At 40.3% G+C, this 21,906-nt stretch carries 19 protein-coding genes and 1 pseudogene; 1 reads left to right on the top strand and 19 read right to left on the bottom strand.

All coding sequences use genetic code 11. The annotated features are described in order from the left end of the window. Positions 1-195: 195 nt before the first annotated feature. The 5 genes from CHJ_RS23250 to CHJ_RS23230 all read right to left on the bottom strand — a co-directional run bounded on the left by CHJ_RS23250 (position 196) and on the right by CHJ_RS23230 (position 6,390). On the bottom strand, positions 196-1,083 hold the full coding sequence (locus CHJ_RS23250) for a hypothetical protein (RefSeq protein WP_317919273.1): 888 nt from the start codon (positions 1,081-1,083) through the stop codon (positions 196-198). 73 nt (positions 1,084-1,156) lie between these two features. Beyond that, positions 1,157-4,195 (bottom strand): nuclease-related domain-containing protein, encoded by a 3,039-nt coding sequence (locus tag CHJ_RS23245; RefSeq protein WP_317919272.1) that lies wholly within the window; start codon positions 4,193-4,195, stop codon positions 1,157-1,159. A gap of 17 nt (positions 4,196-4,212) precedes the next feature. Beyond that, the gene (locus tag CHJ_RS23240; protein ID WP_317919271.1) at positions 4,213-4,746 is read right to left on the bottom strand and encodes a hypothetical protein; all 534 of its coding nucleotides are present in this window, start codon (positions 4,744-4,746) and stop codon (positions 4,213-4,215) included. Beyond that, positions 4,746-5,582 (bottom strand): hypothetical protein, encoded by an 837-nt coding sequence (locus CHJ_RS23235; protein ID WP_317919270.1) that lies wholly within the window; start codon positions 5,580-5,582, stop codon positions 4,746-4,748. Before CHJ_RS23235 ends, CHJ_RS23240 begins: the two co-directional genes overlap by 1 nt. A 61-nt stretch (positions 5,583-5,643) precedes the next feature. Then, positions 5,644-6,390, bottom strand: a complete 747-nt coding sequence (locus CHJ_RS23230) for a hypothetical protein (protein WP_317919269.1) — start codon at positions 6,388-6,390, stop codon at positions 5,644-5,646. A gap of 576 nt (positions 6,391-6,966) precedes the next feature. Between CHJ_RS23230 and CHJ_RS23225 the strand changes: the two are divergent. Further along, positions 6,967-7,407 (top strand): annotated as a pseudogene (locus tag CHJ_RS23225) (IS3 family transposase); the annotation flags it as partial. 374 nt (positions 7,408-7,781) lie between these two features. Here CHJ_RS23225 and CHJ_RS23220 read toward each other — a convergent pair. The 14 genes from CHJ_RS23220 to CHJ_RS23155 all read right to left on the bottom strand — a co-directional run bounded on the left by CHJ_RS23220 (position 7,782) and on the right by CHJ_RS23155 (position 21,442). Then, a complete protein-coding gene (locus CHJ_RS23220) occupies positions 7,782-8,699 on the bottom strand; it encodes a DUF4852 domain-containing protein (protein WP_317919268.1) in 918 nt (305 codons plus the stop codon). Between the two features lie 218 nt (positions 8,700-8,917). Beyond that, entirely contained in the window at positions 8,918-10,123 is a 1,206-nt protein-coding gene (locus tag CHJ_RS23215) for an IS4 family transposase (protein ID WP_317919267.1), read from the bottom strand. Between the two features lie 38 nt (positions 10,124-10,161). Then, complete coding sequence (locus CHJ_RS23210) at positions 10,162-10,338, bottom strand: hypothetical protein (protein WP_317919266.1); 177 nt, start codon at positions 10,336-10,338, stop codon at positions 10,162-10,164. A gap of 243 nt (positions 10,339-10,581) precedes the next feature. Beyond that, positions 10,582-11,613: a trypsin-like serine protease gene (locus CHJ_RS23205; protein ID WP_317919265.1), complete on the bottom strand. Its 1,032-nt coding sequence runs from the start codon at positions 11,611-11,613 to the stop codon at positions 10,582-10,584. Positions 11,614-11,779: 166 nt separating this feature from the next. Beyond that, on the bottom strand, positions 11,780-12,205 hold the full coding sequence (locus CHJ_RS23200) for a hypothetical protein (protein WP_317919264.1): 426 nt from the start codon (positions 12,203-12,205) through the stop codon (positions 11,780-11,782). Positions 12,206-12,217: 12 nt separating this feature from the next. Then, positions 12,218-13,198, bottom strand: coding sequence for a Tfp pilus assembly protein FimT/FimU (locus CHJ_RS23195; protein ID WP_317919263.1), 981 nt, complete (start codon positions 13,196-13,198; stop codon positions 12,218-12,220). A 10-nt stretch (positions 13,199-13,208) separates the two neighbouring features. Beyond that, the gene (locus CHJ_RS23190) at positions 13,209-13,709 is read right to left on the bottom strand and encodes a hypothetical protein (protein WP_317919262.1); all 501 of its coding nucleotides are present in this window, start codon (positions 13,707-13,709) and stop codon (positions 13,209-13,211) included. Continuing rightward, on the bottom strand, positions 13,709-14,209 hold the full coding sequence (locus CHJ_RS23185) for a hypothetical protein (RefSeq protein WP_317919261.1): 501 nt from the start codon (positions 14,207-14,209) through the stop codon (positions 13,709-13,711). The genes CHJ_RS23190 and CHJ_RS23185 overlap by 1 nt, the downstream gene beginning before the upstream one ends. A gap of 19 nt (positions 14,210-14,228) precedes the next feature. After that, on the bottom strand, positions 14,229-15,215 hold the full coding sequence (locus CHJ_RS23180) for a type II secretion system F family protein (protein ID WP_317919260.1): 987 nt from the start codon (positions 15,213-15,215) through the stop codon (positions 14,229-14,231). Continuing rightward, positions 15,212-16,870: an ATPase, T2SS/T4P/T4SS family gene (locus CHJ_RS23175; RefSeq protein ID WP_317919259.1), complete on the bottom strand. Its 1,659-nt coding sequence runs from the start codon at positions 16,868-16,870 to the stop codon at positions 15,212-15,214. The genes CHJ_RS23180 and CHJ_RS23175 overlap by 4 nt, the downstream gene beginning before the upstream one ends. Next, complete coding sequence (locus CHJ_RS23170; RefSeq protein WP_317919258.1) at positions 16,867-17,535, bottom strand: hypothetical protein; 669 nt, start codon at positions 17,533-17,535, stop codon at positions 16,867-16,869. The genes CHJ_RS23175 and CHJ_RS23170 overlap by 4 nt, the downstream gene beginning before the upstream one ends. 3 nt (positions 17,536-17,538) lie before the next feature. After that, on the bottom strand, positions 17,539-18,687 hold the full coding sequence (locus CHJ_RS23165; RefSeq protein ID WP_317919257.1) for a hypothetical protein: 1,149 nt from the start codon (positions 18,685-18,687) through the stop codon (positions 17,539-17,541). Further along, on the bottom strand, positions 18,684-20,189 hold the full coding sequence (locus tag CHJ_RS23160) for a type II secretion system protein GspD (protein WP_317919256.1): 1,506 nt from the start codon (positions 20,187-20,189) through the stop codon (positions 18,684-18,686). The genes CHJ_RS23165 and CHJ_RS23160 overlap by 4 nt, the downstream gene beginning before the upstream one ends. Continuing rightward, positions 20,186-21,442 (bottom strand): hypothetical protein, encoded by a 1,257-nt coding sequence (locus tag CHJ_RS23155; protein ID WP_317919255.1) that lies wholly within the window; start codon positions 21,440-21,442, stop codon positions 20,186-20,188. Before CHJ_RS23155 ends, CHJ_RS23160 begins: the two co-directional genes overlap by 4 nt. Positions 21,443-21,906 lie beyond the last annotated feature (464 nt).

The following is a 21,906-nucleotide window of genomic DNA, read 5'->3' as shown; positions in this document are numbered from 1 at the left end:
TTTGGCGAGAAGAGCGTACCACTTTCGGCAGTTGGCTTCCTCTTCTACACCTTCCCATGAGTGTCGCAGTTATTATCTGAAATCGGGGGTGAGGTAATTATTGAACTAAAAAAAACTATAATAGTCTTGTTCTTCATTATTTAATCCTTATCAATAGGTTATTCGATGGTTATTATCTCTAATTTATATCATGTACTAATAGTGATAAAAAATCCCTTTTGGCATGGTGACTATATTGCTATTAACTGGTGTTCTTATTTTTACGTTGCTATCAATGCTTCTAAATAGTTTTTCAGCATTTATTGTCGCTAAATTATGTTTAACACATGTAATCCAGTAGCCAAATTTTACAAAACCACCTTGCAGTTCAACCATCGCTTGGTCTGAAGAGCTTTGTATGTAATACATATTATCCAACTCAGCTGTCATTATTTTTTTGTCGTTAATAAAAGTAGATGTAATACATTTTCCTCTACTACTCGCTTCCCAATGTGCAGAGTCGTTATTATAAGTATTTCTAATCATATTTGAAAAAATATGGGGGCCTTTTTTTGGGGTTTGAATATACCCATGAAAATATAATCCTACTGGTTTTGTAAAAGAAAATGATTTTGTTTCATCATTATCTAAATGTTCTGAAAAGTTAAATTTTCCGTCTCGTTTATAATCTAATGTGGCCATCGGGATACCTGTGGGATTTGAAGGTAATTTTTCATAATCGTCGTAGACGTATACATCTAATAATAGTCCCTCTTTTTGTGGGACATTATTTTTTGCTTCTTCAAATACAGTTAGATCATAGTTATCATTCTCTGACGTTAGAAGTGAAGACTCAGTAGAATTAGTACTTGTTAAAACTTTGTCAGTAGTAATTGTTTCAACTGATGGTTTCGCTTGTAAAAGTATGAGTACTTTCTCTAAGCTGCCGGACATGGCAGTCAACTCATTTTGCAGATTAACTACTTTGTTTTCTAGTTCAGCTAATCTTTGTTCTTCATGGTTTTTTTCCATCTCTAAAGCATTAGCTACTAGAGGTGTTGCTAGTAAAACTGTTAAGCATAGAGTTAAAGTATTTTTGTTCATTTTGTTATTCCTTACTTGCATAATTTTTCATATTCATCCTTTTTCTTTTGAGGAAATAAGCACAAAAATGTTTTTAAAATGGTTTTGGTTCTTCTAGGCGAAATTTTTTTCTAAAAGAGTCAAATATTTCACTCTCTCTTTTTGTCAGAGTTGCGTAGTCAAGACAGGTAATCTTGCTTACAGCTGATTCAGCTTTTAGTTCAGCTTGATCAAGCAATTTGCCGTATTGCTTTTTGTTAATTAACTTTTGATAAGCAGAAGCAGCATGAAATAGGTTGTTAACTCTGATCTTACTTTGTTTTAGTTCACTTTTAGCTCGTTTAGCATATTGGATTGCTTGATTAATTTCTAAATTCTGACGCATGAGGTCAAATTCAGTAAGTTTCTCTTCAATTTCAATTAATAACTGCCAGGCCGCGGGATTGGGACTGCTAGCATATCGCTCACCTCTATAACTTGTTGCTCTACTTAGTAGCTCTCTTATACGAGTAGAACTTTGTTCTTTCATCTTTATAAAGGTCATTAATTTATTGTACTGTTTTGGGTATTTTTGCTGAAAAGCTAGCTGGGTTTTCTGATTAAACTTTAAAAAATCTTTTAGCTTTATCTCTAAATGCCTTAGATCTTGTTGTGATGAAATTTGATTTGCAAAACTATATAGATCGTATTGCCATTCCATTTGTTTAGCTAAAGAAAGAACTTCTGGAGAGCTGCTTAACAGACGAGCCTTATCTAAAGGTTGAAGAACTGAAATTGCTCGCTTTACATTCACGAATTGTGAAATATCTTCACCTGCATCTCGAATACTATAATTCAAGTTCTCTATATGCTTAGTACTACTCTCCCATTCTTGGATCGCTTTCTTAGAGTATTGTTCAGTAGCGGAGAAATCCCCTACAAGCATAGGTTTATCTATTGCTGCTAATTGTTGCCAAGCAGTGATTAGCTCAGACCACACCTCTGGGTTTGGGACTTTAGTTTTTAGTTGATCTCGATAGTTAGGTAATGCCTTTTTTACTTTGGATAGTCGCTCATTGCTTTGTTGACGTATCAGTGGGTAATTAGCAATTAATTTATACTTTTCAGGGTGGTTAGTTTTAAAAGTAGTTTGGATATTTTTATTTAGCTTTTGATATTGTTGATAATGCTGTTCGATAGTGTTAAGAGATTGATTGTTATTAATTTTTTTGGCTAACAGCCAAGAGCGATAGATAGCTACTTTATCAGTCGCTTGTGACAGAATATCGTGATTAGTTGTCTCCAGACGTTGTAAATCAAGGGCGTTTAGATTTGAAAACGCTTTATCTACGCTGTCGTAATCACTTATATCACTTTTATTTGCTCGCTTTAACTCGGTGGTAAGTTGGTTAAGGTGACTATCACTGATTGTAGAAGTAGTAAGAGCTTGTTCTATTCTTTCACGAGTTATGTCTGATAGAGAATTGAATTCTTTTGGTGTTGCTTGATTGACGAGTAATAGTAAGTTTTGTAATTCCTGCCAATTATTAGGATCTGTAAGATAAGTATTATTTTGTAACGTTATTTGTTCTGTAATACTTTGGGGTAACACGGCTTTGGTTACACTTTTCAGATTATCACTAAAAGCCAATACACAAACTAAGGTAATCATCGTCACTGCACCGATAGCGATAAACTTTTTTGCATTTTTAGGTTTAGTTTGTGAGTTTTCTTTTGATTTGTATTTTAAGTTGTCAACATTCCAAAGGGTTCCGTTTAGATCAGAAATTCGTTTTATTGCATGTAAGGTAACACCAGCTGCAATTAAATTCTTTTGTATCTCTGGTGTTATGTCTTTTTTATTTTTAACACTTATTACTAGGTGTCGAATTTTATGTTCCGCTGCAAAGTAGAGCACAGCTTCAAGTTTTTCTTGGATAAAAGTAACTGGTGCAATTAGACCATGCTCTTCAATTTGCCCCGTCCCCAGTACCGTTTCGTTTTTATTTAATAAAGAACTATGTCTTGCAAGTTGGTCTGCAAGGGCTAGTGAAAGTTCATGGCTCCGTCCTTGAAAATTGCTGTTACTAGGATCTACTCTCACCGCTGGACAATCATTGCTTTCATATGAACGGGCGGGCTCAAGTACATCTCGAATTGCTGATGGGGGAAATTTATCTCCCTTTGAACGGCAAGTAAAATGCATCGCTGGATCAACATGCCCATCTCTAACAATGACTCTCATCATATGTAGTTGAACCGTTGATTTGGAAGCTGTCGGGAATAGTACTTCTCCACTTACTCCTGAGATTTGTTGCTGATGAAAATGATCAGTCCCGAAGTCTTTTATGTTACTAGCTGATTTCAACTTATCATTACTTTCGGAATTAGAGGTGTTTGATTTTTGGCCGAGTGTATTTTCTTGATCTCGTATATACCCAGGGATTAAGGGGCGACAATTCTCATCTAGCATACGGCTAGTGTGGTACTCTTTGCGAACATTAAGCTCACTAAGCAATAGACCAATATGTTCTGGCGATATTACAGTAATGCCGTCATTGAGATCGTTAATTGTATCAACAATTTTTTTTGTCGTTACCACTTTAAAATAGCAGTTATATTTAGCTGAAATATTGTTTTTTAAATCAATATCCTTGTTAAACCATACCATCGTCGAGATGAAATTTTTCTTCTCCCAGCATGGCTCTAATACTTCAGAAGTGAACATAGGTGCTGAGCGTCTTAAGTGATTGAAAAGTATTGCTCGAGTGCGCAATACCTGTTGAAAAGGATTTCTTTTTACTTTTCCACCACTTGTTAGTGTTTGTTCACTTCCATCTGAATTAACTACCGTCCAAGGTTCTAGTTCATAAGCAGAAATAGCTTTCGCAGAAGTGTAGGATTTGGTTTCGACAAAGGCTATACCATTTTCTCTTATAACTAGTATGTCTGTTTCTGCTTTCTCTGACCTACGATTCTCAGGATACCACCCTCTAAATTCATAACCTTGAATTATGATAATCCATTGTGGTTGGTAATCAGGTATACTTTTTTCTTTATTAAGTTCAAACTGATATATTTGATCTACAAACTCACGAAATTGAATGTTTTCATGTGTTCTATTTGTATCAGAAAATGCTCTAATCAACGGCATATTAGTCTCCTAGAATTCTAACGTTTCAATACCAGTTTTACAGCTCTGGTAATGTAATCGCCTATCTCATTACTATATGGCCAGTCATTCATAATAAATGGTTCACCACTTGGAGTTCCGCCAATCCATATCTCGCCCTTATCATCTATAAGTTCAATATAATCGGACATTGTTAACGAATCTCTTAGCTCCTCGTGTAAAATCAAGCTAATTACAAAGCCGTCTGTTTCACGTTCAATAATCACTTTATAATCATCGAACTCGAGCGTATATATATCACTTTCAGCCGATGCTGCTAATTTCTGTTGCGGCTGACACCAAGATTTGTTCTGCCATCGGTTTACTGACTCTGTTTGAAGAATTTTCTTTGCATGGATATATTTTGCCCTCGCAGATGGTGACAACCACAAGATTTCTTTTTCACTTTCACTGAGTGCAGGACCACTACTCAAAGCTTGTAAAATTCTTTCATAAGACAGGTGATACATCCCTTGATCTTGTTGCTTTTTTAATACTTCATTTAATAATTTTTGAATTTTTTGTTGAGCCATTAGTTATCCTCCTCATAAACTGAGAGCGCGTCCTGACTCTGTCCTTCTAAACATCTATGGAGTAGCTCAAGTCCTTTTTCTTTTCTGGCTCTGAACTTGGTATTAGAAATTCCCATAGACTCAAAAATAGATTTTGCACTTACTTGTTCGATAACATGTTGATGCAGTATCTGATATGTCTCACTAGAAAATGCTTTTAATTTATTGAAACATAATTCAAGACGCGTTAATTGCATTTCAATGGCTTCTATATCATCCAATGAGTATTCTTCTTCAATTGATAGTTGTTCGTGGTTCGTATGAACGGGTTGATGATAGAAATCAAAAAGAATGTCCAGTAATCTTGATTCTTTAGTTACTGTGTGGATGCCTTTGTCTTTTAATCGCTGACTAATTTGTTTTACAAATATTTCATCGGTGACTTGAACATCGCGCCCTTCCATTTCTTGTTGTATTTCTTTGACTACTGGATAAATTCGGTACCAATGATCTAGATTATCGAGATATCGCTTATCAACACCTTGTTCAAGTAGAAATATTTTACGACTTGAATCCAGTGCTTGTTTACTGCAGTTATATATACTTCCATTTGCTTTAGAGGACGTTAAAACGTCAGTACCAATATTTTTTATTCTATCTTTGATACTAGACTTAGCATTTTCTGTAATTTCCCAAATATCACTTACCGAATCTACACAGTTCAAGGACTCTAGTAGATTTTCAAGATGTTTTGCTTTTGCAAAATTTTGATCAAATTGATTAAACCAAGTGTTATATTTATCGTCGGATAGATCTTTGGCTAGCCCATCTGGCAGGCAGGCGATTAAGTCGTTCACTACAACTTTCCTAACTTTCTGCCAGTGGGTGGTTAAAGCACTATAGTTCACGTTTTTTACCTTATTGATTATTGGAGTATTGACGAACAAATTCTTCAGTATTAAGTATCACATCAGATACTTGCTTAAGTTCGCTGTAACCATTATTGAGCAGATCATCGATTCGAATAACACTTTGGTCAAAATCTTGTAGGAACTGACTAGAGCGCAATAATATCAACTTAGATGGAATCATTTTTATTTCTAAGTTCAGCTCTCCTCGATTGATGATTAGTTTCTCTCTAGTAGTGACGAGTTGTGACTTGATGTTATCAGCTTGCTTCACTTGAGAAGCTAGGACTCTTTTTTCTCTTTCGAGTAGTGATAACTGACTTTTCAATACATTTATATTGCTAAAGTGCTGGCCTGAAAACCATATATCTATTGGTTGCTCTGAGGGAGGATTAGATAGAGTGCTGACTTGTGCTTGACCTGCAGTAATAAGTTGGCTGTTGGCTTTTTGTAATAATATATGATGGCTTATTATTTCACCTTGAGAGACTATTTGCTCATTCAACTTCTGTATTCCTCCATCCAAGTCTACTCTTAAAGATTCTAACTCGCGTAATTTGGCCTCTAAGCAACGTTCTTGATTGGCTTCACAAGCAGTTTCATCCCAAACAGAAACATTATCATCGTAAAACGCAGTAATTCTTGCCATAGTTACCGGTGATATATAATAGATGACGGTTAACGCAATTCCGCCCCAAAAAGCTATGCTAAAAAGATAAAACGCAACGGTTTTGATTTGTTTTGTAAAACTGTTCATTTTTTGACTCCCTTGATATCTATGATATGTTCATCTAGATTCTTTGCGGGAAGGCCATATTTCTGTGTTTTTAATTTTCAGCTAGCGACTTAATGTATTGTTTCCAAGATTAAAACATAAATCATCTACGTGAATATGACAGTGGTTTTATATATGTGATGTTCATCATAACTATCTGGCATTAATCTCTGGCTAATTGTCCAGACGAAATTTTATACCCACACCTAGAAATAACTAACTAACTTTATTGAAGCTTTTAAACTAAATAGGCAGCAGTGCATTACAATTTATTACTATGATATTGCCACTTTCAATGTAAATACGTTTACATTGGTGCTAGATGATGCCTAAGTTCTAGCTTTATTCATCTTCATATAAAATCACAAAATTAGTTCTTTTTTGTATCCGAAAAGTAAATGGGGTAAGGATATGCATCAATCAATAAGGGACTCCTATGGAAATCCAAACAAAGCAAAGTGACACTCAAATATTTAAACTCTTAGGCCATATTGTAGTGGTATAGTTAATTTGACCACCTGATTAGAGGTGTTAGAACGCACCTCGTACACAACAGGTGAAACTATGAATGTGAGTAAATCTGCTATGGATAAGTGGATAAGACAGCTTAAACAAGAGAGGCCGGGTATTACCCCCAAAGCATCACCGCTGACGCCAGAACAAATAGAGATCCGAGAGCTTAAAAAGCGGATTGCCGAACTGGAAGAGCATAAAAAAGGCTACAGATCTGTTGATGTCAGACTCACTGAAAAATTCACGATAATCGAGAGACTCAAACAGAGCTACAGTATTTTCAAACTGTGTAGCATATTCGATGTTCATCGCAGCAGTTATAAATATTGGAAAACACGACCAAAAACTATTTCTGCGCATGAAGTTCGAATAAGAGCGCTTGTCCAAAAGGCTCACAACACGAGCAATGGTTCAGCAGGTGCTCGAACTATTGTAGGCATCGTTACGAATTATGGCATAAGCCTGAGTCGATATCGCGCCAGTAAAAGATTGATTACCTAGCACAACAGATCCTGTTTCTCGTAATTTACTGCGCCAACTATAAAGAGTTGCAACGTTAATGCCTTCTTCTTTTGAAACTTGTGCAACACTTAAATTATGCGGCGGCAGCAATCTCTTTAGGGTCGCTGTTGAGTAACGTGACATTCATTCTCTTTACGCCCTAACTGGTTAAAAATTAACAGTGTTAACTATCCTGCTAGAAGGGGGGAGGTTCCAACTGTAAAATGGGCTTTGAACATATCACAAGGCTTGGCAGTAAAAATAGAAGAGCGTCAGTAAAGACGCCCTGGGAAGGATGACGGAGGTTACAAGCTGCCCTTGAGCTAGTACAACTTAGAGAATTGAAATCATCTATTTAACTAATTAAATGTAGCTGAGTTATGAGACCCCATACCTACTATCATCCATTTACTATCAGATTTTTTCAAATGAAATACTCTTTTATCTCTTCCACCGTATCCACTACCTAATGAATCATATTTGTACTTAACATGAATGTTGAAGTTTGAAGAATTAACTTTTTCTATCCTCATTTCAGTTAATAAATCAATACGATATTTTCCCGCCCACTCACTTTGCTTATCGTAATAATTACGTACTAAAGTTTTTATTTTTTTCTGCGAAGGATGACCAGATACGATATCTTGACTAGGAGTTACACTTTTAACTATATTTTTTTCTCGTCGATTACTTTGATATAAAACTAAGTCAACGATTTCAGCCTCAACCTCCCCATCTTTTGATATACTGGATATCTTATAGAAAATCTTAGCTGGGACATTTCTAGTTCCATTTGACTCCAGAAACTCATATGACACAAGTTTCTTTGCGTGTTCTTTATCAATACGAAATTTTTCATATACAGCTGCATTTGACAAATTAACATTATATATGCTTGGAAAGTTACCCCAATGGTTCACATTGGATATCATCAACGAGTCGATAAGTCTAGCTGGAAACTCTTCTTGATTAAAATCATACTTAGATAAAAAATAATACACTTCTGAATCATATACTTTTCCAATGGTCTCATCGGAAAGTGCGTTCATTTTCTTACTTGTTTCCTTTAACTTATCATCAAATTCAAATTCGTTATTACGATATTTTGCCCATTCGTCTTGATTATAGTGTTGCATGTAAGAATTTACATAATCATTGTTATTACTCAGAGAGAGGTCAACAATATATTTTTGAGTTAATTCATCCCAAGATACCTCTTCTGAGAAGGCAGAGGTTGTTAGTAAAAATGAACATATGAGACAGATATATTTTCCCATTCAAGAAGCCCTTTTTAAATGTTATTGAAATTTTTATTAAGAATACACAGATTAACGTATACATATTTATTATGTAAAATGTAAATAACATTAGAGTTACGATTTGACTCACACTTTGTATTATGAATATACGTTCCATTAGGTCGCTAACTCGACAAAGGTACATTTGTAAGCGCTTAATTCTCGACATCATTCTCATTCAAACCTAGCGGATCCCCTCATAAAAACACTAATACATCACCATTTTTCCTGATCTCTTGAAGAAACAACAAAGCACCTCTGAGTAAATCCTGTTTTCTCAAGTGATATCGATCATGCCTGACTACCTCACTGCCCAACCGGATAGCTGAAAGAACATTTCGGGTTTGAACGGTATTAGCCTGAAAATATCTATGCCAACCTTTCTCTTTTGCGACTAAACCTACCCACCAGAGCACAAGTTGGAGTATGAGTGCGATGAGCAGCATAATATCAAACCGTTTCGGGCACCGACTTCGACTTTGCCTCAGACCAAACCCATAAGCCGGACTTTTCAGATCTCGGAAAGTTTCTTCTATCTGCATTCGTTTACTGTATAACTTGACCATTTGAGCAGGTGTAAACCTTGAAGCGGGTAAATTTGTCGCTAATATCCAGCCCTCTTTTGCTGCCTGACTATAGAAGGCCGACCCCTGATGCTTACTATTGGTTCCGGTTGAACGCTGGTTTTTTCGTCCTTTTATCTTTGCACGATAAAGATAAATACCGCATGTAATGGGGTTAGAGGAAGTCAGGCGACAAGGACCGAAATACCGACTTCGCGAAGTGGCTTTTTTCTGTAACGTACTGATTGGTTTCCAGTTATCACACTTTGTATCAGTATAATGGATAACTCCCCTGACTCTTGAAAGCCAGAACCAACCTTGCTGCTCAACAGCTCTGAACCAAGGGTTTTTAAATCCGGCATCAGTGACTATCAGCGGGATACAGCCTCGTGGAAGGACAGAGGCCAGTTCTTTCAAAAATCTTTTATGAACCTTATCTGTATTGTGCTCCTCAAGAGTGAATGTTCGCTCATAAACGGTGACAGAGCGGCCAGATAATGCGACAGAAGCTCGCAATACCATAAGGCGCTGAATTTCGCGGATATCCGCCCAATCAACAAGGATAGCGGGCATAGTAAAGTGACAAATCATAGAAGCCTGCCAACGGTAGACGGCAACGCGTTCGTAATGAAGGTGATGATTGCCAAGCAATCTGTCGATGCGCTTGATATTGTGTTTGGTATGAGTCTTTCCTCCGATATGACGGCCAAGCTGGGTAAGAGTTAAAGTATTGCTATTAAATAAAGCCTCGCTGGCAGTAATAAGTGTTTTGAGACGCTTAGCATGTAATTCAGGACAGTGTTGGTGTAAGGATTGAGATATAATCTGAAATTCGCGCATCTTGTTCTCCATATCTTTTTTTGTTTTGGTCGATAAAATTAGATCACAAAACAAGGTGCGCGAATACTTTTAAGTGCTTGATGTGGATAGAAGTTATGTGGGGATTCTTCAGCATTCAAACCCAAGCCCCGATAATGACAACAGTCATTATCCATGGTGGCTTTGATGTCATCTCTACACACAGCCAACTGCAAATCGTATGTGAGTTTTTTCATCAACAAAGATTCTCTACCTTTTGTATGCCTAGATTCAGACATAAACTCATTCAATCTGTTCGGAAATTTTTCCATATGTAACCATACAATTAAATTATTTCTATCCTACAATACTCCTGCTTTCCCTAAATGTACTCTACTCATTTTACTTGTAAAAACTAAAACAGACTCGTTATCGTTATAAGACACCAACCAAAAAGACCGCCAACGGCGGCCTCACAAATAACATGTCAAAAAATCACATCACGCATGACGCGTAGCGCCCAATTCTCGCTGAAACTTAACACCCAGCAACATAACCAGCGCCAACCAACCTATTGAGCCGCCACCGCTCCCACCACCACTATCGCTGCTAGGCGTAGGTGCAGGTTTGTTAATAGAAATAACCTCATCCGCCGTTAAATACAATTTACCCTCCCCCGTTGCCTGAACTTCATAGGTACATTTTTCATAAGCCGTGATCACCGCTTTACCTACACACGAACCACCCGTGATGACAACATTTCCATCCGTATAAGCCACATCACTGACGACATTTTGATGCAAAGATTGCACGGTGATCGTTAGGTTATTGCCATTGGCCAACGTGGGGTAATGCCAACCATCAACCGTATCTAAAATAAAGTCTCTTGATTTAGTCAGATTGATACCAATCATTGAATCACTCCCTCCCCCAGAAGACGGTTGGGTTGCACTGCTGATAGATACTATCTCTCCACTAGTATTGAGCCAGGGGCCACCTGAGTCCCCACTAACCATTTGCCCCTGACCGATATCAACTGCTTTTACAAATTGATTATCAACATCAATGGCGTCATAGTTAACCGTTCTAATTCGCGCCATATTTAAATCGGAGGCATTAGACGCATGGTAACCAAATCCATACAGTCCAATCAGGTCATCATCACTGACCGTCTCTACATTTAAGTTGGCAAAAAAGGTAATATCATCCGTTGGGGGCACATTCCCCAGCTCCCAAATAACCACATCATTCTTAGTTGGTCCCCCAGACCATAAAGGGTGCACAAATTGATTAACAAACGAAGTTCTCTCTAGATTTGAAAATAGAATATAATGTTGATTAGCATTAACAGGAATACAATGAGCCGCTGAAAGAACAAACTTGCCCGCAATGATCGTACCGGAACAATTAAGAGGCTTCACCATATTAGAATAATCATTACGCCAATCAACCGCCGTACCCTGTTGCGTCGCCACAACAGAATATGAACACGACAACATAACCAACAACAATAATATTCTAATATTTTTCATTTTGGTTTTCTCTCTAAATAAATTGACCGGATAAATAATTAAAGATGTAATGAATACCAAACACAGTTTACTACGCAGCCCGTATTACAGAACAAATATAATACGAGCCGAATATTTAATTACGAGTCATCTCACATAATATTACCAACCAATAATATCGTTGGTGTTATTTAACTTTATATATTCCTCTAATACTAGGAGAACCATATCTAGAGTGCGGAATAACAACGCCATTTCGAACGATAACGCCATAAGCGGAATTAGAAATAACAGAGCTCGTGCCATAGTAGCTTCCAGACAATGATGGTACGTAAACAGTGCTTGTCCCCCCGGAAGTATCGACAAAATACATCCCGGGATCAGGCAATCTCATGCTCCCTCTTCCAATATACTCGAGATTGTTCGGAGTATTCCCCCCCCTCGCATTCCTTAAATCCTCTTCAGTAAACCCATGGTTTTGCACCACACTTTTATTATCTTTACTGTAAGCTCTCTCCTCTTCTATCGCTTCATCATACGTCACTTTTGCCAATGCATTAAACGTACTAAGTAACGCAAGTATTATAAAAGAAACTTTATACTTTATATTCATATCATCACCTACTTATTTACATTGAAGAAAAACGGTCACAAAACCGTTGTGCGTTATTATCAACCTTCCAGAATTCACTCCGTAATTAATTTTTGACATAACATCCAAGCCAATTATAAATTTCATTGATGTTTCACTTAATATATACGCTTTAAATTCACCACTATTTTCATACCCAGAAATAGGCGTTATTTCTGATACCGATAAATTATAATCAACCGTCATTCCTGATGGGCATTTCGGTTTTGTAATCGCCTGTCCATGTGAAACGGTATAGATTTCCGTTAATTTATTCACGACGGACTTTTGCGTGCCATCGCTATTATTAATGGTCATGTCTCTCACATTGGTAAGAGCACTATTCCCGCCCACATCCCAATCACCGGTTAACGGTGTTGAACCATCTTTTTTAAGATACTCTCGATATTGAGTGGTTTTAGTCAGCGGCGTTAACGATATTTGAATATCACCATTGGCACGTTGCCGCGCACCATGAATAGTCAACAAAGGGAGAGCCCAGCGAGCCCAGCTACCATCGTTTGGCAGCTCACCTGTTGGAACCGTGATGTAAAATCGTGATAACCCATACCCTGACGTGGTATCCCAAAACGGCTCCACCCTGAGTCGAGTATTGGTAAAAGGGATACGATCTGGACGGAGACACAATTCATTGGCTTCATCGGCGAGACGGCATTCTATCCAGAATATGCTGTCATAATCCGTCATTAACGCGTCGATGTCGGCAGGCCAGCTCTGCAGAGAATCAATGTTCGTTTGCGTAGGATCGATCCCCTCCGTTTTGACTCGATGATATTGATACTGAAGAATTTGAGTTGAAAGCGTCTTTAAATGCGTAACAAATTTTTCAACTTGATGACTTCGCCACACACTCATAGCTGCAGGGATAGCGAACGACAAAACGACGGACAATATCGTCAATGTTAATGTCAGTTCAAACAAGCCAAACCCACGAGCTCTTCTTATCCGTTTCATATCAGCTCTCCTACTCATTGAAACATCCGGCATCAAAATCAAACGCCAGCTCATCATATTGGTGAGTAAGAAATGTAAGAGTTCGACGTATTGTGAGCGAATAGGTATTAGGATCATACGTCCACAACAGATTGGGAGCAGCAGATTGCCTCAACCGCTCACCTTCATCCTCACTATCCGCCACAACGGTAAGCGTCAAAATAACCGCATCACCTAAAGTAGTGGGTCTCTGATATGAAATGCGCAGTGACCATGGCACAGACACTAAGATATGACGAGGTAAAAGGGTATTTGCAATTAAATCCTCAATGGTATTGTCGGCCGGCACACTCAGGCAATTTGATGTATCCAGATCTTCTGACAATTTAAGACGCATGGCGTCAAAAACGCGGTTTTGCAATGCGTTCAATGACCAAGTCGTTTGGACATGTTGATGAGCAAGAAAAGCAACGACAGACGCCGTAGAGGCTACCGCCAATGCTCCTGCCAATACAAAGCTCATCATATTCATTACATGATCACCGTGATGGTGCTGCCCGACACAGTTATCGCAGTACAGCCAGAAGCTTCAATACAGTTCCCAACCGATAATTTGGCCAATGCATCAGCCAAATTATCTATGTATTTCGTGTCCACTCTGGTCACCCCAATAATCACTTGGGACAAGTTGGCGCTGTTTGGGGTTAACGTGTAATTTCCCCCATAGGGATTCATAGCAACACCATTACGGCTAGTGCCGCAAATATTCATAGAAACCGCATTGCGTCTAACATCACACACTTTTGCTAATGTTGTACTGGCATGATTCCCTACCTTCACTTTTTCAGCGCCCGCTTTAAGCGCGGTAACCGCCTGAACGGTTTGTGACTCTTTACTCCAGGCACTCGCGGTGTTGTAAAGCGCGATCACACCAACTAACGTGATGGCCGCGGCAACTAGCCACAACATAAAGTCGTACAGGGTGAACCCGCTTTTTTTACTACGACAGACTAATAATTTTCTGATCTTCATTGTTAATGTTCCTTATTCGTTACATTCGGACAGCGCCAAGTAGCTGCGCCATTGCACCACCAACGGTTAAAACAAGCAGAAGAATGGCCAATATAAGAATGATTTTGGGTAAGATGCTCTCAATACGGTTTAACCGTTTGGTGACTTCATTGTGATGATAAGTGGCCGCTCGGGTTAATAAGCGGGTAAGCTCGCTGGTATCTCCTAGCACTTCAAGATTGGATTGACTTCGAGGAAGCAAAAGACCGGTATGCAGCACACGTCCAATATTACTTTCACGTTCCAAGCGATCTCGCATTGTTGCAATGTGCCAGCGCAAATATCGCGAACTGTGCTCAGACATCACGGTTAACGCGTCATTAATGTTCATCCCGGCATTAGACAAGTTGGATAACGTACCGAGAAACCCCGAAGCCACCCCAATACGATAATGAGAATACAAAGGCAAGTCGTCAAAGAGCGCTCTGATGGGGCCTTTCCAATATGGCATAGACAAGTTCATTAAAAGAAACAAGCCAACGGATCCAATCAATAATACAAGCCCGGAGCTTTTCAAAAACGCTCTCATATCAAAAGCAAAGCCATATTGGATATCAATCGCGCCTAGTATTTCTCCTGACACATAAACACTCAGTCCCCCCATGACACATAACATGGTCAATGGCATAACGCATATCATGGCCACACGACTCATGACATTTTGCCCGCCGCTAAGCTCATTAATTGCAGACACAATACCCAACTTTAAGTGGCCAGAGTGCTGGGTAATGGCAATGATCTGCACAACGACAGGATCACACCACTTGGTTAAAACATCGGAGAACGTTTTCCCCTGACCGGGGGCTGCCAATCCTTCCTGACCAATTTTTTTCGAAGAGTCCGTACCAAACTTCACCAACAGCTCGCAAAACTGCATGACCGTGAGACCATCTTCTTCACACATCAACCACTGCTCAAGAAGATCACGTTGTTCGGCTCTGGTAAACATCCATTTTGAAAAATTCATATCCCCTCCAAAACGTCTCTGTTTTCAGCGGGATCACTCGAAGCTGCACGACTTTGAAGCGTCATCATTTCTTGGTGTATTTTTTGGTATATTTCACGGCTTAATTCCGGCATCAGACCATCAACCTGCTCCGAAGCAGATTCAATATCAATCTGTCCAAGACGGATGCGATGCAAGGTATGAACACGTATGTCTGGCCAACCTTTACTTTCTAAATGATATTTCCAGCCTAAGTAATCCTTCGCTTTAATAAAGGCTCTATCATCATCTTCCAAGGCAATGATCTCTAACACGATAAGGCGCTCTTTTTCCCCTTTTCCTGAGCAATGTGTACAGCCGTGGGGGTGTTTCAACCGGACGGTGTCTAAAGCATCGGGCAATAACGTACTAAGCTGTTCATTCTTACGTCGATACAGCTCATCTTGACAGGCACTGTGATAGACAGGTGCCGCCTCTTGAAGCGATAAAGCACAGTGTTGACACAACTTTCTGATCAGCTTTTGATGCGAAAAAAGTTGCATCAGCTCAGGGGCAGAAACTATCGAAGGCGCAATGTTTAACTGTTCAATAAAAATGGCAGGCACCCCAATGGCGCTGTTCGCATGGAGAGTCGATAAGGCAAGTCCCCCGGTTTCACCTTTGCGGGTAAACTCTTTTGTCGTATTGTGGCTTCTAAGCTCACCAAAAGAGGTGATATCAATATCTTGTCGAAGCTGCTCTAACGCATAGAAGGTGTAATCTAAATAAACACCACTGCCTTCTTTAAGCTCACGCCTAGGTTCCACTAAGGTTTTTGTCACGCCAACTTGCTCAAATTCCACAGGGTCTTCCAGTGCATGACAACATCGAGCAACGCGATCAACCGTATCGAGCAGAGCGTAAACCATGGATGACTTACCTGAGCCCATCGGGCCAGTTAACACAATAATGCCGCTCCGACGTTTCATCGTACTTTTCAAAATACGTATCTGAGTGGGCAATAAATCCATCGCATCAAGCGTAAGCGGCTCACCAAGTGGCGTTAAACAACGAAAAACCAACTTGATCCCCCGCACAAGCGGCATTAACGCAATTCGCCACTCAACCATCTTTTCTGCTTCTTTTAATAACAAAGGCAACTCAAAACGATCATTGATAGGAATACGTCCAGAAAAGTTGTGGCTTCCCTTCATTTGAAACACATACGCGGCTAAATTAAGACCAAGATCTCTGTTTTGACGCAGAGCGCACTCGCCATTGGCAAACGTAATGAGCTCCTCGCGTTTGCCATCAACCCTCAAATAAAAGTGACTCTCTTGGCGATGAACCTCCACATGAATATCGGATGCACGAGCGTCAATAGCGGCCTGACACAGTTCAATGAGCTTAACGCCAATTTCTGACTGCTCATCACTGTTGCTCTCTTCTTGCATTAACGTTTGCACCAACTCCAACATCGTCTTTACCGTGTCTTTACTGGCTAAACGCACCAATGGCGTTTTCGCAAAGAGTTTTCCATCTAACAATGATTCTTGCTCACGCAAATACTCTTTGATGGCAGGTAACTTTGGCGCATTCAGATCATCGGTATGCACAACCCCTTCTTCATCGACAAAGGTATGGCCATCATCAATACACAGAAAGAGCAGTTGCTTATCATTGAGTATTCCGCTCACTGGTTACTCCTTACACCAAAGGCGTAAATACCAGAGCTGTCCCTCGCAACAACGCTGTCACGAGTGATTTTATGGATTCGAATACCTCCGAGGCGATCGCCAGGAATCACCTTTTTCAATCGCCCTTTCCAATAGATCCGAGCAGTATATTGCCCATTGACCTCAACAATACTTCGGACAGATATCGCCTCAATATCGGATGACGATTGAATACTCACCGATGACACGGGTGTTTTATCTCGCTCAATACGAACAGGAGAGTCATTGATACCAATACTATTCATCGTGTCATGAAGCTTCTGTGCTTGCTCTGCATTCCAGGCTCTGGCTTTTTGCTCAGCAATATCCGCGTTTAACGTCTCTGTCTTGAGCTCAAGGTGCTTATCTAGATATGACTGCATGTCCAGTGGCAACACCAAAGGTTTGACTTCCTGTTGTGACAAAGAAGCCGTCGACTCTGCCTCATTCACTCTCTGTTTTGGTTGAACATCCGCAGTATCAATACGACTTGTTTGAACCTCAGGCTCCGGAAGAAACATGTTTTCTTCTAAGGGGCTTTGCTGCTGAAGCGTTGATGTCGCCGGTATAAAGATGATTCGGCCAATCACACCCATCAAAAATATCACCCCGATGATAATCAAGATCAGTTTGTATTTTTCCTTCACGATTTATCCTCCGTAAAGTGTTAACTGGATAGTTCCTTGCCAAAGACCCTGCTCAAAAACAAAATTGCCGGGACCGAGGGTGATCGGCAAAGAAATAAACAACGCATGCAGTGCATCAAAGTCCGACAAAGAAAGGGCAACATCCAGAGTAAGAGTGACGCTTTGCCAGGAAGTACCGGTACGGGTTTCCCCCTTCACCAAGAACCCAAATACAGCCAGTGCATCTTGCAACCCTGCTAATGTGGTATTCAATGGCATCATTTTTTCAGCCCATTGCGTCATATCCACAGTACTGAGCGTAGTTATTGATGCGTTGTGATGATCAAATGTCACGTAGGACTGAATAGAGCCGTACTCGTTTAACCATTGTTGAAAGACGGCAACCTTTCCTCTAGGGTGACGAGTGACAGTCAACACAGAAGAGCTTCCAGAATACGACAGCTCATGACCATTCCAATGAGGAGGAAGATGCCGAGAGATAACCGCCAGCGTTTGCAACTGCTTTAAGCTTTGCGCGGCAGACACGCCTGAAATCATGGCACGTCGATATCCGGCATACGGATCAACAACAACAGGTTGGGTAACTTGAGATTGAACAGGGAGGGGATCACGAGTGACGTACCATAAAGTGGCACTACAGATCATAAGAGTAACCCCGATACCAAAGAGCAACCAAGGACGTTGATTTTTTTCCTCTTCCAGCGCATAAGAGGAGAGCATGGCCCGTTCACTCTTTGACAAACCGTCAATAACCCTGATAGGAGACGTTACCTGAGAGTGTCCAACCCATAAGATGTCTTGGCACCCCATAAGCGCAACATGTTCATCAATATCTAATGACGTTTGTGACCATTGTTGTGTCACCACACCATCTTCTATCAAAACACAAAATAGATATTCATCATTTTCAGCATCATCGCGAATGACCTCAACAAGCGCCAAGTGAGCCAAATCTTCACCTCTGGCCTGTAAAACATCTCGCCACAGTTCACTGCGCACCGAGCACATTTCATCGGCGGTATACAGACAAACCATCTCTTCTCGAACAAACACTTTCGAAAACCGGGCAGGATATGCCTTTTTTAGTTTTTTCAGGGTCTTCTTTACATGGCCATGATGCGGAAGACTGACCAACTCAGGAATGAGCATCATCCGTCTGCTCTCCTAGGTGTTAAGAGAACTAAGGTTTCAACCCGCTGTTTGATGGCGCTGTTACCCCCTAAAAACGGTATCCCCAAAAAGGAATTGGCATCGGTCGTACTGTCCATTTGAGACACAGATGCGATAACGATGGTCTGGCCATACTTGAGTTTATTGGCAAAGTTGATTTTTGAGTCACGTATTTTGGGAAACGTGAGGATCTCACCCGCAACCTCTTGGGTTGGTAAAGACTCAATTTTAGTCAGCATACCGGATGTTCTTAGATAAACATGATCTCGCTGAATGTTTGGCACTACAATGAAGTCCACCCCTTCTCGGCGCACGCCACGCTCAGTTTGCGTAGCCACAACTCCCTCATCACTGTTAGAGCCGACGTTTTCTAAAAACTCAATCGTATTGCCTTGGGTAATGTGATTGGTCTGATGATTTTGAACCAGAATTGAAATAGGCGTTTCTGTGGACACCTGACCTTGTTTATTGAGTGCATTTATTAGAGCGGTTGTCCCATCCCACTTCCCTCCCCCAGTAAAGGCCAAGCCAGGACTGGCTCCCTTGAATAAGAGACTTGTTCCTGGAATAAAGAAGTTAAGACTACTTTCTGAGCCAATATCACGAACCAAATTCCAATCGATCCCTCTTTCATGACCAAGGTTAGAACGAAACTCTAAGACTTGTATTTCAAGCACAACCTGCCGTTTTAATGCGTCTTTTGCTTTCGTTACCAGTACATCAACTTCTTTCATTCTTGCCGGTGTCGTTCGCACAACCAAACGAGACAAAGAAGGGATTGAACGTACACTTCCCATCAATCGATCTTCTACATCATCGGCCTTTTCATCAGGATTGGGGTCAAAAGCTAACAATGACTTGATCCCCTCGGCAACCTCGCTAAATACATCCACGTTCGTACTAGACAATTTGACGTATTGACCTTCAATTTGAATCGTACCTTCTTCCTCACCGCCACTGGTGCTGCTTTCTGAAGCGCCAATTTGATCACTTATCATCCCGGGTGGCAGCTCAAGTTCAAAAGTACGCGAAACAAAACGTTCAATTTTCAGACTATCTTCAGAAGGGGTAAAACCAATTGATAGCTGGCTCTCTATGGCATTTAGTGCGCCCAATAATGATCCTTGATAGTTCAGTGATACAGGCTCATCTAACCTAACTCCGCTTCCATACCAAGGCATAACGTTTACGTTTTGTAGCAAGTCTTCCATTACCGTCGAAAGGGATAAGCCAGATGCATTAACGGAAACCGGAACAGACAGGTACGCCATATCGATCTTGGCTTTTATAGGAGTCAATAACACTGGAGGCTGTTCTATACGGACAACTTTATCCGTTCTGGTATTGATTAAACGCTGAGCCTCAATACGTGCCAGAATCTTTTCTGATTCATGGTTTCGTTTTGCATATTCATCAAAACCTAATGACTCACATCCCATAAGGGAGGCCACTGCCGACGCTATTATCATAAAACGGATCATCATAGTGGTGTCGCCTCCCTAATATAGATAGTTTTAGTGGCATCGAGACGACGAGCTTCTAATGGGTATTGTTTCAATACGATAGCTAACGCTTTACTGATATCCCCGATACGAGTGACTAACGGATAGCTTGCAGGGAACGGGTAGTCATCTACGGACCAAGAATCATTGTCATCCCAGTACCAGCGATAGTGTTTAACCACTCCTTTAACGGCCGATTTCAGCGTTTTTCCCTGCACATTAAATAATGTAACGGCTTCATTTTTATAAGGATGCAAAGCCACCATGCCTTTTTTGGACAAAGAATATAGGGTCAACTCAGATAACGTCGGATCATGCAATGACAACGCAGCTACGGCTTGTGCAAGGGATCCAGATATTGCAAAATCACGCGTGGCTAGGTTGTCGAGAGCCCTCAAAAAATCGGGCTCTTGAGCAATCGCAACGTTATCGGCACCGCTACGATGTACCCAGCGTAATAATGCGCTTCGATAACGTTCTCCAGAATGCACTCGAAATGCCAAACGTTTAGTTTTTGGAATGATAGACTTCGACAAGGGAGAAGTGAGCAAAGCATTGGCAGCAGATGATGCGCTAAACCGCTCATTATTTTTCTGCTCTATCGAATCATCATCTCTAGAAATCGAAGGTTTAGGTTTCTTCTTTACCTCTTTTATTTCTGCTGCAGCAACCACATTGGCATTACGCGGCGCTGTTTTGATTGTGTTAGATAAAGACGCCTTCAAACGTGGCGACATCAGCACTTCGTCGTATTTAGGAGGTATCCAGGTGTAGCCTTTTTTAAGGCTAAATCCGACTTCCCGTTTCACAATATCTTCTTCCAGCACAAAAGCCGGCCCTGCCATGATTTGTAGAGCTTGACGCAATGGCATATTCCCCATATCAGTTTGAATAAGAGGAAGGGGTTGATTGAAAAGTTGAGCTTCTCCATAGGAAGCAGGGGCTCGAAGACGAACGCCACTGCCATTCAACATAAAATTCATGCTCTCTTTGATAGTCATATTGCTCATAACAGGCAAACGAACATCAACAGGCACACTCAATATGTTGGTCAGCTCTTCAGCAGGCGCTCTTCTTTCGAAGACATAGCGAGAAGTTTGTACCGAAGAAGCCTCACCTAGAGGAGGCGCAACATGTACATTAAGAGATTCCGTAAAATTAGGCGGTTGTGGTGACGGTTCATTAGCAACACACCCCACCAAAAAACTGGCAACAACCAAAGCGAGAATACGCATAAACACAGTTCCCGTTAAAAAACATGTGTTTCACGCTAACAAAAAGGGTAAGTAAAAGTCCTAATTAGAACCCCCCAAAATAAAATATTTCTGTTTCACACTTTTGGTGAAAATAATGATATCCTTACGGGGATTTTGTTTTATAAGAAATATGAACATTTGACGCTTCATTTAATAAAAACGCCTCAGTTCTAGTAAACCAATGCATTTAATTAAGTGATGGTATTTCAGTTTTCAGTCAATATCAGAGCTGCTAGCAAGTACTCTGTCTCGCTTATACTCCTTTCCTGATTAGAAAAAGACGAATGGTTCCGTGCTGTGGGTTAGAGACAAGAAGAAGACAAAGAAAATAGCAAAGAAAGTAAACTAGGTCTAAGAAGTTTATGCCCCAAAATGAGTTTTAAATACTATTTTAATCAATAAGCAATTCTAATACGAATAAGCCTCGCGATGAATGCGAGGCT

It is taken from the genome of Vibrio sp. MACH09, from assembly GCF_033238805.1.
Taxonomy (GTDB): domain Bacteria; phylum Pseudomonadota; class Gammaproteobacteria; order Enterobacterales; family Vibrionaceae; genus Vibrio.
This window is presented reverse-complemented; position numbering and strand designations above follow the sequence as displayed.

Excerpts from the sequence above, each read along its gene's own strand:
- CHJ_RS23250 (WP_317919273.1), bottom strand. The coding sequence starts at position 1,083 with ATGAACAAAAATACTTTAACTCTATGCTTAACAGTTTTACTAGCAACA.
- CHJ_RS23245 (WP_317919272.1), bottom strand. The coding sequence starts at position 4,195 with ATGCCGTTGATTAGAGCATTTTCTGATACAAATAGAACACATGAAAAC.
- CHJ_RS23240 (WP_317919271.1), bottom strand. The coding sequence starts at position 4,746 with ATGGCTCAACAAAAAATTCAAAAATTATTAAATGAAGTATTAAAAAAG.
- CHJ_RS23230 (WP_317919269.1), bottom strand. The coding sequence starts at position 6,390 with ATGAACAGTTTTACAAAACAAATCAAAACCGTTGCGTTTTATCTTTTT.
- CHJ_RS23220 (WP_317919268.1), bottom strand. The coding sequence starts at position 8,699 with ATGGGAAAATATATCTGTCTCATATGTTCATTTTTACTAACAACCTCT.
- CHJ_RS23215 (WP_317919267.1), bottom strand. The coding sequence starts at position 10,123 with ATGCGCGAATTTCAGATTATATCTCAATCCTTACACCAACACTGTCCT.
- CHJ_RS23210 (WP_317919266.1), bottom strand. The coding sequence starts at position 10,338 with ATGAAAAAACTCACATACGATTTGCAGTTGGCTGTGTGTAGAGATGAC.
- CHJ_RS23205 (WP_317919265.1), bottom strand. The coding sequence starts at position 11,613 with ATGAAAAATATTAGAATATTATTGTTGTTGGTTATGTTGTCGTGTTCA.
- CHJ_RS23200 (WP_317919264.1), bottom strand. The coding sequence starts at position 12,205 with ATGAATATAAAGTATAAAGTTTCTTTTATAATACTTGCGTTACTTAGT.
- CHJ_RS23195 (WP_317919263.1), bottom strand. The coding sequence starts at position 13,198 with ATGAAACGGATAAGAAGAGCTCGTGGGTTTGGCTTGTTTGAACTGACA.
- CHJ_RS23190 (WP_317919262.1), bottom strand. The coding sequence starts at position 13,709 with ATGAATATGATGAGCTTTGTATTGGCAGGAGCATTGGCGGTAGCCTCT.
- CHJ_RS23185 (WP_317919261.1), bottom strand. The coding sequence starts at position 14,209 with ATGAAGATCAGAAAATTATTAGTCTGTCGTAGTAAAAAAAGCGGGTTC.
- CHJ_RS23180 (WP_317919260.1), bottom strand. The coding sequence starts at position 15,215 with ATGAATTTTTCAAAATGGATGTTTACCAGAGCCGAACAACGTGATCTT.
- CHJ_RS23165 (WP_317919257.1), bottom strand. The coding sequence starts at position 18,687 with ATGATGCTCATTCCTGAGTTGGTCAGTCTTCCGCATCATGGCCATGTA.
- CHJ_RS23160 (WP_317919256.1), bottom strand. The coding sequence starts at position 20,189 with ATGATGATCCGTTTTATGATAATAGCGTCGGCAGTGGCCTCCCTTATG.
- CHJ_RS23155 (WP_317919255.1), bottom strand. The coding sequence starts at position 21,442 with ATGCGTATTCTCGCTTTGGTTGTTGCCAGTTTTTTGGTGGGGTGTGTT.